At 63.0% G+C, this 14,503-nt stretch carries 12 protein-coding genes and 1 pseudogene; 7 read left to right on the forward strand and 6 right to left on the reverse strand.

The genetic code is table 11. The features are described from left to right. Positions 1–176 precede the first annotated feature (176 nt). A complete protein-coding gene (locus tag C7R54_RS01505) occupies positions 177–2,045 on the forward strand; it encodes an EAL domain-containing protein (RefSeq protein ID WP_129148425.1) in 1,869 nt (622 codons plus the stop codon). A 140-nt stretch (positions 2,046–2,185) separates the two neighbouring features. On the opposite strand, the gene C7R54_RS01510 is transcribed toward C7R54_RS01505, so the two are convergent. Then, positions 2,186–3,859 (reverse strand): methyl-accepting chemotaxis protein, encoded by a 1,674-nt coding sequence (locus C7R54_RS01510; RefSeq protein WP_192903569.1) that lies wholly within the window; start codon positions 3,857–3,859, stop codon positions 2,186–2,188. Between the two features lie 196 nt (positions 3,860–4,055). Next, on the reverse strand, positions 4,056–4,793 hold the full coding sequence (gene rph, locus C7R54_RS01515) for a ribonuclease PH (RefSeq protein WP_129148427.1): 738 nt from the start codon (positions 4,791–4,793) through the stop codon (positions 4,056–4,058). Positions 4,794–4,983: 190 nt separating this feature from the next. Here rph and C7R54_RS01520 point away from each other — a divergent pair, with 190 nt between their 5' ends. Continuing rightward, on the forward strand, positions 4,984–5,946 hold the full coding sequence (locus tag C7R54_RS01520; protein ID WP_129148428.1) for a YicC family protein: 963 nt from the start codon (positions 4,984–4,986) through the stop codon (positions 5,944–5,946). A gap of 136 nt (positions 5,947–6,082) precedes the next feature. Further along, complete coding sequence (locus C7R54_RS01525; RefSeq protein ID WP_129148429.1) at positions 6,083–6,943, forward strand: GNAT family N-acetyltransferase; 861 nt, start codon at positions 6,083–6,085, stop codon at positions 6,941–6,943. Between the two features lie 54 nt (positions 6,944–6,997). Here C7R54_RS01525 and C7R54_RS01530 read toward each other — a convergent pair whose 3' ends face one another. Next, positions 6,998–7,651, reverse strand: coding sequence for a hydrolase (locus tag C7R54_RS01530; RefSeq protein WP_129148430.1), 654 nt, complete (start codon positions 7,649–7,651; stop codon positions 6,998–7,000). A gap of 250 nt (positions 7,652–7,901) precedes the next feature. Between C7R54_RS01530 and C7R54_RS29105 the strand changes: the two are divergent. Then, positions 7,902–8,030: pseudogene (locus C7R54_RS29105) on the forward strand (helix-turn-helix domain-containing protein); the annotation flags it as partial. 123 nt (positions 8,031–8,153) lie between these two features. Further along, on the forward strand, positions 8,154–8,795 hold the full coding sequence (locus tag C7R54_RS01535) for a substrate binding domain-containing protein (protein WP_240039397.1): 642 nt from the start codon (positions 8,154–8,156) through the stop codon (positions 8,793–8,795). A 120-nt stretch (positions 8,796–8,915) separates the two neighbouring features. Here the strand turns inward: C7R54_RS01535 and C7R54_RS01540 are convergent, their stop codons facing one another. From C7R54_RS01540 to C7R54_RS01550, 3 genes are all read right to left on the reverse strand, one after another. Then, positions 8,916–9,773, reverse strand: a complete 858-nt coding sequence (locus C7R54_RS01540; protein ID WP_129148431.1) for a hypothetical protein — start codon at positions 9,771–9,773, stop codon at positions 8,916–8,918. Positions 9,774–10,049: 276 nt separating this feature from the next. After that, a complete protein-coding gene (locus tag C7R54_RS01545) occupies positions 10,050–10,943 on the reverse strand; it encodes a tetratricopeptide repeat protein (protein WP_158021122.1) in 894 nt (297 codons plus the stop codon). A 253-nt stretch (positions 10,944–11,196) separates the two neighbouring features. Further along, positions 11,197–12,063: an NmrA family NAD(P)-binding protein gene (locus C7R54_RS01550; RefSeq protein WP_129148433.1), complete on the reverse strand. Its 867-nt coding sequence runs from the start codon at positions 12,061–12,063 to the stop codon at positions 11,197–11,199. Positions 12,064–12,374: 311 nt separating this feature from the next. Here C7R54_RS01550 and C7R54_RS01555 point away from each other — a divergent pair, with 311 nt between their 5' ends. Continuing rightward, positions 12,375–13,307 (forward strand): LysR family transcriptional regulator, encoded by a 933-nt coding sequence (locus C7R54_RS01555; protein WP_129148434.1) that lies wholly within the window; start codon positions 12,375–12,377, stop codon positions 13,305–13,307. A gap of 128 nt (positions 13,308–13,435) precedes the next feature. Continuing rightward, positions 13,436–14,455 (forward strand): amino acid ABC transporter substrate-binding protein, encoded by a 1,020-nt coding sequence (locus C7R54_RS01560; RefSeq protein WP_129148435.1) that lies wholly within the window; start codon positions 13,436–13,438, stop codon positions 14,453–14,455. The last annotated feature ends 48 nt before the right edge of the window (positions 14,456–14,503 follow it).

Below are 14,503 nucleotides of genomic sequence, written 5' to 3' on the forward strand. Positions count from 1 at the left end.
AATGTCATTCGCGGGGCCGCTTTGTCGAGGTGTTGCTAGTGTATCGCCCGCCCGGGCTATTCCCGGCGTACGCCTCCACGCCGAGCGCAGACACACCGAACGCGTTCACACTCTGAAACGTTAACGAAACATTTGCAGCACACCATAGCGCCATTGCGCAACGAAGCATCGCCCGAATGTTTGTATCCGGTTCTTCCCCCACCGACGGACCCGGCCCTAATCCGGCCGCGGGTTCCTCCCCTCCCGCGTCCCCTTCAGCGTCCCGCCCCGGGACGGCTTCCGTTGGCGATATTCTGCGCAACCGACGCCTGACGGCCCACTTCCAGCCGGTCGTCGACATTACCCATGGCCGCATCTACGGCCACGAAAGCCTGATACGCGGCCCCGCCGACACGGCCCTCCACATGCCGGAGCGCCTGTTTTCGGAAGCGCGGCGCCAGGGGGTACACCCGCAGCTGGAACTGGCCAGCGCCCACACCGGCTTGCAGGCCTTCCACAGCCAGGCCTCGGATACGTCGGGCTATATCTTCGTCAACATGTCCGGGTCCGCGCTCGTTCATTTCTGGACCACGTGGGGCGACGAGATGGCGTCGCGCATCCTCGACGGCCTGGCCCTGGAACCTGGCCGCATCGTCATCGAATTGACGGAACACGATCCGGTCAACGCCAACATGGCCGCCTTGTCCGAGGCCTTCGCCAGCCTGCGGGCCAAGGGCTTGCGCCTGGCGCTGGACGACTATGGCGTGGGCCATTCCAGCCTGCAGCTGTGGGCCGAGATCCAGCCGGACCTGGTCAAGATCGACCGTTATTTCTTCGACGGCATCAGCGGCGACGAACGCAAGCAGAAGCTGGTGCGCGCCGTCCTGGCGGTGGCGCAGTGCTACGGCACGCCCACCGTGGCCGAGGGCATCGAAAACGCCGAGGACCTGGCCGTCGTGCGGGACCTGGGCGTGCGCTATGCCCAGGGCTGGTTTCTTGGGCGGCCACAGGTCGATCCCCTGCAGGACATTTCCACCGACGTGCGCCAGATGCTGGCGCGGCGCGCCCCGCAACGGGTCGGCGCGACGCGCGGCACCAGCTCGACCGTCGCCGCGCTGCGGGTGGAGGCGCCCGCCGTCTCGCATGGGCGCCATACGAACGATGACGTGCACCGGCTGTTCGCGGACCACAAATCGCTGCATGCCGTGGCCGTGGTCGACGATGCCAACCGGCCGGTGGGCATCATCAACCGCCGCGATTTCACGGACCGCTACGCGCAGCGCTATACGCGCGAACTGTTCGGCCGCGATCCCTGCTCCACGTTCATGAACGGCGAACCCGTGCTGGTGGACGCGCAGTCCTCCATCGACCAGCTGAGCCATGTGCTGATCTCGCAGGACCAGCGCTACCTGGTCGACGGCTTCATCATCATCCACGACGGCGTCTACGACGGCCTGGGCACGGGCGAGGCGCTGGTGCGCTCGGTCACGGAAATGCGCATCGAGGCCGCGCGCTACGCCAATCCGCTGACCTCGCTGCCGGGCAACATCCCCATCAGCCAGCACATCGGCGCCCTGCTGGAAAGCGGCGCCGAGTTCGTCACCGGCTACTGCGACCTGAACAATTTCAAGCCGTTCAACGACGTCTATGGTTATTGGCGCGGCGACGACATGATCCTGCTGTGCGCGGACATCATCCGCGAGCATTGCGATCCCCAGCGGGATTTCGTCGGCCACGTCGGCGGCGACGACTTCGTGGTGCTGATGCGCAGCCCGGATTGGCATCGCCGGCTGGAAAGCATCATCGCGCAATTCGACCTGCGCGCGCGCGACCTCTACGACGATGCCGGCCGCGCGTCAGGCGGCATCGAGGCCGAGGACCGCCACGGCGTCATGCGCTTCTTTCCCTTCGTCACGCTGGGCATCGGGGCCTTGCGGGTGGAGCCGGCGTCCTACGACCGGATCCGTCCGGAGGATATCGCCTCGGCGGCCGCGCAGGTCAAGCACAAGGTCAAGCACGGCAACGTGGCGCTGGTGGTGGAGCGGTACAGCAGCGTTATCAGGTGAGCCCCGGCGCCGCGCGCTTGTCATTCCAAACGCCGATCTGGCCGCGGGCCACACCAGGCGGCGACCAAGCCGCCGTGCCACCCGAGCGGCGACCACGACCCGTGCCACCTGAGCGGCGACCAAGCCGCCGCGCTCTCCCCCTACGCGGCAACCAAGCCGGCGACGACACCCGTGCCCGCTCGCGCCTGCCTCGGGCTTTCGGCCGTTTCCGTATCCCGTGCCGGCTCCAGCATGATGCCGGCGCCGCGCCCTTCCCCTTCGGCGATGCGGAATACCGCCACGGCCTCGCGCAACTGCTCCGCCTGCGCGCGCAGCGCGGCGGCCGAGGTGGCGGTGTCCTGCACCAGCGCCGCGGTTTCCTGGGTCGTCAATTCGATCCGGCCCACGGCTTCGTTGACCACCTGCACACCCTGCGCCTGCGCGGCGGCCGCGCCCGAAATCTCGCGCACGATGCCGGACACGCGATGCGCGGCCTCCTGCATGTCACGCACGGTCTGGCCCGCCACGCCGACCTGGCGCACGCCCGCATCCACCCGCGCGGACGACTCCTGGATCAGGTCGCGGATTTCCCGCGCGGCCACGCTGCTGCGTTGCGCCAGGCCCCGCACCTCGCCGGCGACCACGGCGAAGCCGCGTCCCTGCTCGCCCGCGCGCGCCGCCTCGACGGCGGCGTTCAGGGCCAGGATATTGGTCTGGAAAGCGATCCCGTCGACCACACCGACGATCTCGGCGATCCGCCGCGCGCTGGTGGAGATGTCGCGCATCGCGTCGACCACGGCCTGCACCGCGGCGCCGCCGCGCTGCGCCAGGTCGGCCGCCTGCTCGGACTGCTGGCTGGCCTGCGCCGCGTTCTCGGAGGTCACGTGCACGGTATCCGCCAGTTCGGACATGCTGGCCGCGGCTTCCTGCAAGGCGGCCGCCTGCCCGGCACTGCGGTCGGACATATCGGAGCATGCTTGCGCGATGTCGTGCACGCCGGCGTGCATGGCTTCCACGCCGCCACGCACGCTGGATACGGCGCCCGTCAAGCCGTCCTGCATGCGGCGCATGGCGGTATAGAGCACGCCGATCTCATTGCTGCCGCCCGCACGCACGGACTGGGTCAGGTCGCCATTGGCGATGCGGTCGAAATGCTCGCCCGCGCGCCCCAGCGGATCGAGCATGGCGCGATGGAAGAAAATCCGGATGCCGATGGCCAGTGCGACCGTCGCCAACGCCATGGCCAGCGCGGCGTAGATGGCCGTGTTCTGCGACTCGGCAACCGCGGCGACGGCCTCGGCGCCGCGTTGGCGGGCATAGGCCTGGAACGTGCCCTCGGCCTTCACGAAGGCGGTGGACGCGGGGCCGAGGACCTGGTCGCTGAGGCGGTTGACCTCGATGCCGTTCCAGCCGCGGATGGCCTTGATCATGGGCATCAGGCAACCGTCCGACAAATCGGTATAGGTCTTGAGCACCGCCTTGTAGAGGGGTGCGCTGTCCGCGTCGGTATAAGGGGCGTCGCGCAGCCTGGCAAAGGCCTGCCGCGCCTGGTCCAGGAGCTTCTCGGCCTGCGCGACTTCGCGGTCGCGGTCCTCCATGCGGCCGCCTTCCATATAGGTCTTCGCGTCGGTCAGGGCGGCGCGCGCCTGGAATACGGCGGTGCCCAGGTTGTTCAGGTCGCCCGACCGTTCGATATGATCGCGGCCCAGCGTCTCGACCCATGCGCGGGTATCCCGCAGCATGAGGATGGCGCCGGCGCCGGCGACGGCGAAGAGGAGGACGAACAAGACCAGGGCGGCCGACAGGGCCGTATTGATGCGCAAGCGATTCTGCATGGGGAACATTGCCACGTCTCTCGAAGGAAAGACTCGCGGGACATTATCCCGGCAATATTTGGCAATTCCTTGACACAGCGTGATCCGCTTGCGCAAACGCATGGCGGGCGCCCGGTTCAGGGGTGTTCCATGCGCCATGCCATGGAGCCGCCGGCGGTCTGCCGCCGCGCGTTCAGGCGCGCGACGGCCGGGCGTCTCAGCCCAGGGCGGCCTTCTGTGCCTGCACCAGGCCCGCGATTCCCTTCTCCGCCAGGGCCAGCATGCCGTCCAGTTCGGCGCGATCGAAGGTCACGCCTTCAGCAGTGCCCTGCACTTCGACGAAGCGGCCGGCGCCGGTCATGACCACGTTGACGTCGGCATCGCAAGCCGAGTCCTCGGCATAGTCCAGGTCCAGGACGGGACGGCCGTCGACCATGCCCACGGAAACGGCCGCCACGTGGTCGCGCAAGGGGCTGGCGGCCAGGTCGCCGCGCTTCATCAGCAGGGCCACCGCATCGGCCGTGGCGACCCACGCGCCGGTGATGCTGGCGCAGCGGGTGCCGCCATCGGCCTGCAGCACGTCGCAATCGATGTGCAGGGTGCGTTCGCCCAGCAGGGTCAGGTCCACCACCGCGCGCAGGCTGCGACCGATGAGGCGCTGGATTTCCTGCGTGCGGCCGCTCTGCTTGCCGCGCGCGGCCTCGCGATCGCCGCGGGTGTGCGTGGCGCGCGGCAGCATGCCGTATTCGGCGGTCACCCAGCCCTGGCCCTGGCCCTTGAGGAAAGGCGGCACTTTTTCAAGCACGCTGGCCGTGCACAGCACATGGGTATTGCCGGCCTTGACCAGCACGGAGCCTTCGGCATAGCGCGTGTAGCCGCGTTCCAGGGAAAAGGTGCGCAGCTCGTCAACGGCGCGGCCCGAGGGGCGCGCGCCCGGCGCGGCGGAAGTGGTCATAGTTGGCTCCATTAGCTAAAGTCGGGGTGTCGAATCGGGGGGTGGGGTCCAGGTGTCGGCTCGGCCAGGCCCAGGTCGACATGTCGATAGGCCGGCATTGTAAATGGCCAGGCTTTCCGCTCTGTTATCCTGCGGCCATGCGCCCGTCCGCAAGGCGGCGGGCGACCGCACCTATCCCTGGATACCCGACATGATACGTAGCATGACCGCCTTCGGCAGCGCCCGCGCCGATCTCGAACAAGGTTCGGTGGCGCTGGAATTCCGCAGCGTCAACAGCCGTTTTCTCGATCTGCATTTCCGCCTGCCGGACGACCTGCGGCACCTGGAATCGCCCTTGCGCGAACTGCTCACCACCCAGCTGGGCCGTGGCAAGGTGGAGATCCGCGTCAGCTACACGCGTAACGCCGATACCGACGTGCCGCGCCTGGACCCGGCCTGGTTGCAGGCGCTGGCCGAGCAGCTCGAGGCCGCGCGCCGCGTGCTGCCGGAAATCGCGCCGCCCCGGCTGGCCGAACTCTACAACTGGCCCGGCCAGCGCAACAACGACGCCATGGATCCCCAGGCCTGGGGCGCGGCCGGCATGGAAGCGGCCCGGCAGGCGCTGACGCAACTGCAGGATACGCGCGCCCGGGAGGGTCAGCGCCTGGCCGAGGTCATGCGCGAGTGCGCCGCGGGCATGGAGCAGATCGTGGCGGACGTCGAGCGGCTGCTGCCGCAGTTGCTGGCCGACCACCGCGAAAAGCTCGCCACCAAGCTGCGCGAAAGCGTGGAGTCGGCCTTTCCCGGCGGCTTCACCCATATCGGTGGCGCAGAGCTGAGCGAACGCCTGGCGCAGGAAGCCACCCTCTTCGCCCTGCGCATCGACGTCGCCGAGGAACTGGCCCGCCTGCGTTCGCACCTGGCCGAACTGAACCACATCCTCGGCGCCGGCGACGACGCCAGGGCGGGGAAGGACAAAAACGACAAGAACGACAAGAGCGGCAAGCGCGCCACCGGCAGCGCCGGCAAGCGCCTGGACTTCCTGTTCCAGGAAATGAACCGTGAAGCCAACACCCTCGGCTCCAAGGCCGGCAATGTCGAAGTCACCCGCGCCGCCATGGATTTGAAACTGTTGATCGAGCAGATGCGGGAACAGGCGGCGAATATCGAATAGGCAAAAAGCCTATCCGCGAACGCTGTCGCCCGAGGCCCGTCCTTGAACATCCCAAGTTGTCTGGATGACGGTCGTCGATGGCGCAAGCCGATGCCAGGGTAAATTCCACGACTACACACTTTGAATTCTCAACCCCATGATTCTGACGGGATTGGAAGTAGCGCACGCTCTGGAGTTCACCGAAGCCACGCATTTGGGCCGGCAGGTAGCAGCGTTCCGCACTTTAACGAAACGTGAAGACGTTAGCGCGCTTAGCGTTTGCGGCGGCATTGCGGCGTTCACCGATAGCACCTTTGGGCGTAAGCTGAACCACGTTACGGGCCTTGGCATGGGCGTCACCGTAAGTGAGGAAGCGATTTCGCAACTCGAGGCTCGGTACAGCGCGAGAGCGCTCGATGTCGAAGTCGACTTGTGCCCGCACGCAGACCCATCCGCGCTCGCTGTGTTATCGGCGCGTGGCTATGTGGTCAACGCTTTCAGTAATACGTACGTTCACGACCTGCTCGGAGACGACCTTGAGGCCCCTCCCCCGGCCGGGATCGAAATAGTGGCTGATCGATCTGTCGTGGAAAGCATTTTTGTTTCGCATTCGGTAGCCGCCTTCGAGGCGCAAGCACAGTCGCGGCCGCGGGCGTTACTCGAAACGCTCGCGCTCATTGCAGCGGCACGTACCGATACCACGCTTTATGCCGCCACGCTGGACGGGCGGCCCGCGGGCACGGCGGGTATGAGCATTGTCGCCAGTGCCATGGGGAAGATCGCGCATCTCTACATTGCAGGGACGCACCCCTCCTATCGTGGCCGTGGCGTCCAGCGCGCGCTGATCCATGCGAGATTGTCCGCGGCCCGGCAGGCCGGGTGCACGATGGCGAGTATCACGGCGCGGCCTCGGAACGCCAGTGCTCGAAACACGGAGCGTGCCGGCTTCAGGCTTGCCTATACGAAGGCAACGTTCATGAAAGCTTGCCCCAGCCTGCCGCACGACCGCAAGGGATGACCCGTCGCGGCACCAAACACGATGTGCTGCGCATCCAGGTCATCCCTTGCCGAATCAGCCGGCTGTCGTGGGCACCGGCGTATTCAATAATTGCTGTTCCCACAGGTAGGCGATGCCGCTACCCGCCGCATGTCGGACGAGAATGTCGGTTACCCCGGCGGCGGTGCCGGTGCGCGCCCAGTCACGTTGCCACTCGGCGGTCACTGCCATCCACGTCATCAGGTTCACGCCGGCGGCCGCCATGCGCTGGAGAGCGACCTCGTGCGACTCGACGGATACGCCGCCCGACGCATCGGTGACAACGGTCACGTCCCACCCTTCGCCCGCGGCCTGGATCGCCGGCATGGCGACGCAGACCTCGGTCCACAGCCCGGCAATGATCAACTGCTTGCGGCCCGTGGATTTGGCCGCATCGACCACTTTCTTGTCTTCCCAGGTGTTGATGAGCGTGCGGTCTATGACTTCCTGCCCGGGGAATAGCTCGGTGATCTGCGGAAAAATGCGGCCGCCACGATCTGCGATCACGCTGGTCAATATCGTGGGCACGCCGAAGACTTTTGCTGCCTTTGCCAACGCCGTGGAATTGTTGACGACCGCATGGGGATCGTGGCTGTTCAGGTTGGTCAATTGATAGGGCTGGTGGTCGATCAGGACGAGTAACGAATCCGCGGGACGTAGAAGCGAATCGAGGCCATTTCGAAAAGTCATTAGTGATCCCTGGTTTGCTGTGGTTTGCGATATTTGCGTTGCGCGTTGTGCGTCACGTTGCAAATCGTTCTTCTGGAAAGCGTGCGCCAGTCGCGACGGCACCCAGATCCACCATTATGTTTTCGTCGACTTTGTTGCGGTAGTTCCGTTCCAAGGCGAGCTGTGTCGCACGATCAGGAACGCCGCCGGCGGACACACCGGTCTTGTTGGGCGGTGCTATCCTCCGGCGAACGTGTTGCGAAACGGGGTCATGCGCGTGGATATCGAAGAACTTCAGACATTCATCGAGGTCGCCGATGCGGGGGGCGTGTCGCCTGCCGCGCTTCGGCTGGGCGTGTCCAAGTCCATCGTCAGCCGTCGGTTGCTGCGCTTGGAATCGGAGCTTGGCGTCCAGTTGCTTGCGCGCACCACGCGCGGAGCGGCGCTTACCGAAGCGGGGGCGATTTTTCGAGACCACGCGGCCAGAGCCTGTGCCGAAATCGACATGGCCCGGGAGACGGTCATGCCTGCTGTCGAAATACGTGGCCGTTTGCGAGTGGCCGTCCCCGTGTCATTCGGCCTGACGCATTTCGCGCCCGTGGTGGCGGAGCTGGCGCGGCGCCATCCACGGCTTCATGTGCAGACCTGCTATAGCGATCGCTTCGTCGACCTCATCGCGGAGGGTTACGACTGTGCCATACGCGTGGGGTATCTTCAGGATTCCAACTTGATCGCAAGGTGTGTCGGCCCCATCCACGGCAAGCTGGTCGCCAGTCCGGACTACATCGAGGCGCATGGCGCGCCCGAGTCGCCAGAACAGCTGGTCGCGCATGAAGCCCTGATGCAGGGCACTGAAACCTGGCAGTTCATGGATGGCGACAAGATCATCACGGTGCATCCGCAAGGGCGCTTCAAGGCCGACAACGGCGCGGCCTTGATCTCCGCGGCAACGGCTGGACTCGGGGTCGCGTACCTGCCCGATTGCCTCACGCACGAACATGTCCTTGCCGGCGCGCTCGTGCCCATCATGACCCGCTATCCGCCGCCACCCGCTGGCGCTTACGTCATCCGCCCGCCTGGCCAGCATCCTGCACGAAAGATACGCGTGCTGACGGACTTGCTGATCGAGCATTTCGGAGAGTCGCCGCATTTCGGGCGGGAGTAGCCTCTGGCGGATGTCCGCTCCAGATCCATTGCGGTCCTCCGAATGGACCGTAAGTGGTCATTCATCGACCGCTCAACAGCGTTGGTTACCGCACCTAAAAAGCCGCGTCTTGCGCCGGAATCAACGAACCTCCTTGAGCAAGTCTTGAGTCAGTACCTGATCGACTGACACGACTTGCAACTGACCCGCGAATGGCGGCAGGTTACCGAAAAACCTGGCGATATCTCTTGAAGGCATCTCGTAAGTAGGCATGCGGACCGGCATCGCGTAGCCCTTCTCGACAAACGGGCCAAGGAGGGCGTCCAGGCCGTCTGGCGCCACGATGCAAATGTCCTTCACTCGCGAACGAAACAAGGGCTTGGGGGCGAGTTTATCTCTAACCACTATCACTGTGTCTGTCTTCGGCATAAGCGTTGGAATGCCGTCCCCCCACACGACTGCGGACTGAAGCTGGCCATCCACCATCACAAACAGAATACTGGGCACGAAAAGCATGTCGCCACAGCTCTGCTGCGTCGCCGACTTCGCGCGATTCCACCGCCAAGCGGCCTCAAGCTTCGCTTTTGGGTAAGACAGAAACGGACCCTCTTGCTGCGACGTAATGGATTCATAAGCGAATGCGTTTCCGGCGTTCCATCCTGCGAGAAATCTGTCCGGCGTGTACGGTCCTTCGCCCATGCCATTCATTTGCGGATCTTCGATGCTAGGCTGAAAGCACTTCACGAATGCTTGAACTTCCGGCTCTGCCTCAAGACCAAATATGTGGGGGCGGAAATAGTTGACGTTCAGGGAGGCGCCAACAAGCTGATCCTGATTGTCCGTGTCGGGTCGAAACTCGAATACAAAGTACACACCCGTGTCTTGGTTTTGATAGACCACCGAGCCATTGATCTGATAGTGCGGGCGACTCGCGAAGTATTTTTCAACAACACTTCGCTGAGTGGGCTTGGGGAATGTGAAGAGTAGGTCGTAGCTCATCGCTCTGCTATATAAAGTAAAGGGCACTCACCGCTCGTAGTCGAGGGCACATGCCTGTAGCGCCGGTTGAAAGAAGCTTTTCCTGTGACATTGTCCACGATCCGAGCGTCGGCGCCGACTGCCTCAAATTGGCCGAAAGCAGCCAAGTGCTCAAGTCGACATCCAGCGAAATAGATTCCTAAAAGCGTCTCGCGGACAGTCCGTCGTTCGAGCCGAGTTGTGGCGTAATCTACCAACTCGATCATTGTCGACTGCCCCAATGATTGCTAACCAAATCTAAGGAAGGCGCGCAGAGCCGCCCGCACATCGACTGCGAAGCTCGCCATCCTTGCGCGCGACTTCCGTCAATCCAGGGACGACTTGAGCTGCGGTGTTGATGTAGCTTATGCCCTCATCGACATCCCCCGCTGAGCACAGAATTTTCGCTGCATTGATCGAAATTAGTTGTCTAGTCTTGTAGTCGCTCGGCTGGTGATAAATTGCGGTCGATATGCTTTGTCGCGCATCTCTAAACTGTCCTGCACGCATTTGCGCATAGGAAAGGTAGTTCCAAACTAGGGCATCATTTGGATTTCCGTTCAGGTACAACCTAAACGCGATGACTGCGTCGTCGAATTTTCTATCCCTAACGGCCGCCTGACCTCGTTCGACATAATTTGATGTCTGTAGTGCTCTGCCTTGTCCCATTTGAGATGAAATACTTTCTTCTTTTGATTCTGTCCCTCGTGCAGAAATTCGGAGATGCTCGATTCGAGCAAGGACCGAGACCTGTTCGTCCTGTTCGAAAGCGATTTGTACGTATTGTTCGAGCCGTTTCCGGTCTTCAGCATTTCCGGAAAGGATCAGGTCTTGGTGTTTCTCCACGAATTCACTTTGCAGCCGTTTGGAGGCCCGCTGCGAATCGTTGCTCCTGAGAAAGAGTTCCTTATCCTTTCGCAATAATTCGCTCTGCGCTACGTCTTTCTCGAACTGGAGCCTGGTTTCAGCCATCTCGCTCCCGGAATAGTAAGTCACCGCGGACAGAACAAGTACAGAAGCCGGAATTCCTACCTTCCCCATGACATCAAGCCACCATCCCTTTTTGGCGAGCTTCAATTTCTCCTTTTCAATATAAAGTTTTTCTACTTCCAAATTAACCTCATCGCGAGGCTTGGCGAGCTGTTCGCTCAAGAATGGTCTCCCAAAATCCATATCTATTTTATTTAACGGAACAAACCATCCATTCTTAAGAAATGTGGGCTCCTGGCTAGTTGCAAACCATCATGAACGACCGCTGTCGCCAACTGCCAATCGCGAACGTCCATACGCAAACGCAAGGCCGGCTCTATCCGGCATGCAATATTTCATCCTACTCGTTGTGTACGACACCCTAGGGCAATGGTGAGGCGACGCCTTGATATCCGCGTCGCCCGACCGCCGTCGTTCAGGCAGGACACGACACAAGCTGGCGCAACACCGTCTCAAGCTCGACATCCCCCCGGACGATTTCATCGGGCTGCCCTTCGAATTCGATCCACCCTTCGTTGAATCCATCCAGCATGCGCATGCGCGGCAGCGGATATTTCATGCCTTGCGAGCGGAACAGCGCTTCCCAGTCCTGCCTGTCGACAGCCTCCGCGCGGACGGGGCGGCCGAGTACGCGGGCGAAAGTCGACGCGAGATCGTTGGGCGACACCCGGCGCGGGCCTTCGAGCTCCACAGTGCGCACGCCGCTCCCACCCTGCAACAGCAGTTCGGCCGCAACTCGCCCGACGTCCGCGGTGGCGACCATCGGTACGGGTTTGTCGAGGGGCAGCAAGTAACTGGCGATCACACCATCGTCACGCGCGGACGCCACGTCCCATGCCGCGTTTTCCATGAACCATCCGGGCCGCAGGAAAGTCACCGGCACCGGCATCTCGCGCAATGCCTGCTCCATCAATGTACGCTGGGTGAGCAGATTGCTTTCCCGCGCTTGGGCTCCGATCGTCGACAGGCAGACCACTTTTTCAGGCCTTGCCTGTTCAATCGCGTTCGACACCGCGGCTATCACCGCCCGCGCCTCGGGAAATCCAGGCGCCGGGTCGAACTCGGACGGAGGCAGGATGAAAACGCCTTTTGCGCCCGCGAACGCCGCGGTGAGCGACGCAGCGTCTTCCATGCGAGCAATCGCGAGTTCGCAGCCACGCTCGGCCCACGGGCCCGCCCGTGTCACGTCGCGCACAACGGCGCGCACCGGTTGACCTGCCGCGAGAAGGCGGCGAGCAACCGCGCCGCCGACCTTGCCCGTGATTCCTGTAATCGCAAACATTGTTCATTCTCCTTGCCTGGATAAATAAAGTGATTTCGTACCGAAGCAGCGCGGCCACGCGATCGGGCGCGCTGCATACCGTCGTAAAACCGCACTCGGGGCCGTCGGTACCGCGCCGTGTTCCAGTTTCGACAAGCGCATTCTGTGGCGCTGCCACTAAGAACGAAATGACATTGATAGAACTAGATAAGTGACACCGAATCACTAATCAGGCATATTGGACCGGTGCGCGGTATGGCCGTCAGTTGCGACGCCGTGCGCTCCCAAGTCACTTGCGATCCATCATTCCTATTACGAGCACGAGCGCAACCATGAAATACAGTAGCGAGAAGCTATCCGGCGGCATCAGCGTGTTTGCCGCGGTCGTCGACGCAGGGACGTTCGCCGCCGCTTCAGAAGTGCTAGGAATGTCGCCGCCAGGCGTCAGCCGGGCGATTGCAAGGCTGGAAAAGAAATTGAAGATCCGGCTCTTCAATCGAACGACACGCTCCGTATCCCTGACGGAAGAAGGCCGCCGATTCTACGAGCGCGTCATGCCCCACCTCGCGGGGCTGGAAGAAGCCGCCGCCGCCGCGGCGGGCGATGCGTCCGCTGTGCGCGGAAAACTGAGAGTCAATCTGGATCCCGTTTTCTACCGGATCATTCTCGGCGGTCCGCTCAATGCGTTCATGGACGCGCACCCGGAGCTCGAAATCGAGTTCATCGCGCGCGACAGCCTGGGGGACCTCGTCATGGACGGCTTCGACCTCGCGCTACGGTTCGGCGAGCCCAGGACATCCACCCTGATCGCGCGAAAACTGCTCGATAGCGGCATCGTGACGGTCGCGGCGCCATCGTATATCGCCCGTTGGGGCCGCCCGGCCAAACCGGAAGAACTCGGGAGCGGAAAACACAGATGTCTTGAATTTCGTAATCCGGAGACGGGCAAGCCGTTCACCTGGGAATTCCATCGCAGGCGAAAACGCATTTTGGTCGACACGCGAGGTCGCCTCACGGTCAACGATCCCGGCGCACTTCTCAATGCATGCCTTGCCGGTTCGGGCATTGCACAGATGCTGCTCCTTGGCGCCGAGCATCTGATTGCCGAGGGTCGACTGGTCAACCTGTTTCCCGAATGGGCAGACGAGCGGTATCCCTTCTACGCCTACTACCCGTCGCGGCATCACGTGCCGGCAAAGACCAGGGCCTTCCTCGACTTTGTTATCGAGTTGGCCAGCAATAACAGACGCGCCGGCGCGAGCTAGCGCTACGGCGGTCCGGAAGTCCAGGCCATCGGCACCGTCCGCGCGAAAAAACCAGTACGCCCATCCCCCCGGAAATTTGCTACCCTTTCGCACCCTCACAGCCAAGCGCCAGATCGCGCGACAAATAAATGAAAAAACAACTCAAGTTGCTGGCGGCGGGAGCCACCCTGTCCCTCTCCTCCTGGGCCGCCCATGCCGGCGTAACCTTCGACGCCGTGAAAACCAAGGGTTTTGTGCAATGCGGCGTGTCCACCGGCGTCGCGGGCTTCTCCATCGCCGACGGCAAGGGCGGATTCAAGGGGCTGGACGTGGACCTGTGCCGCGCCCTGGCCGTCGCCATCTTCAACGACGTCAACAAGGCCAAGATCCAGGTCGTCAGCGCGTTGCAACGCTTCACCGCACTGCAATCCGGCGAGGTCGACGTGCTGCCCCGCAACACGACGCTCACGATGGCGCGTGACACCACCCTGGGCCTGATCGGCGTCGGCGTGAACTACTACGACAGCCAGGGCATCATGGTGAACAAGTCCCTGGGCGTGAAAAGCGCCAGGGAACTGGGCGGCGCCACCATCTGCGTGCAGCCCGGCACCACCACGGAATTGAACCTGGCCGACTGGTTCCGCGCGCAGAACATCACCTTCAAGCCCGTCGTGGTCGACACCATGGACGAAATCGTACGTGCGTTCGTGGTGGGCCGCTGCGACGCCTTCACCGGCGACAAGTCGCAACTGGCCGGCGCGCGCAGCACGCTGCAAAACCCGCAGAGCTACGACATCCTGCCGGAGAACTTCTCCAAGGAACCGCTGGGCCCGATGGTGCGCCAGGGCGACGAGCAATGGTTCAACCTGGTCCGCTGGACCATGTTCGCCATGCTCGAAGCCGAGGAATACGGCATTACATCCAAGAACGTCGATGAAATGCTCAAGAGCACCAATCCCAACGTGCAGCGGCTGCTGGGCGTGACTCCCGGCATGGGCAAGAACCTGGGCCTGGACGATAAATGGGCCTACAACATCATCAAGACCATCGGCAACTACGGCGAAAGCTTCGAAAGGAACGTGGGCCAGGAAAGCGCGCTGAAGCTGCCGCGCGGCCTGAACGCTTCCTATAAGGAAGGCGGCCTGATGTACGGCTGGCCGGTGCGCTGACGGCAGCGTCGCGCGTCAAGGGCGGACCACGGGGGGGGCGGACCACGG

The sequence above is a fragment of the Achromobacter aloeverae genome (assembly GCF_004121055.1).
Taxonomy (GTDB): domain Bacteria; phylum Pseudomonadota; class Gammaproteobacteria; order Burkholderiales; family Burkholderiaceae_B; genus Bordetella_C; species Bordetella_C aloeverae.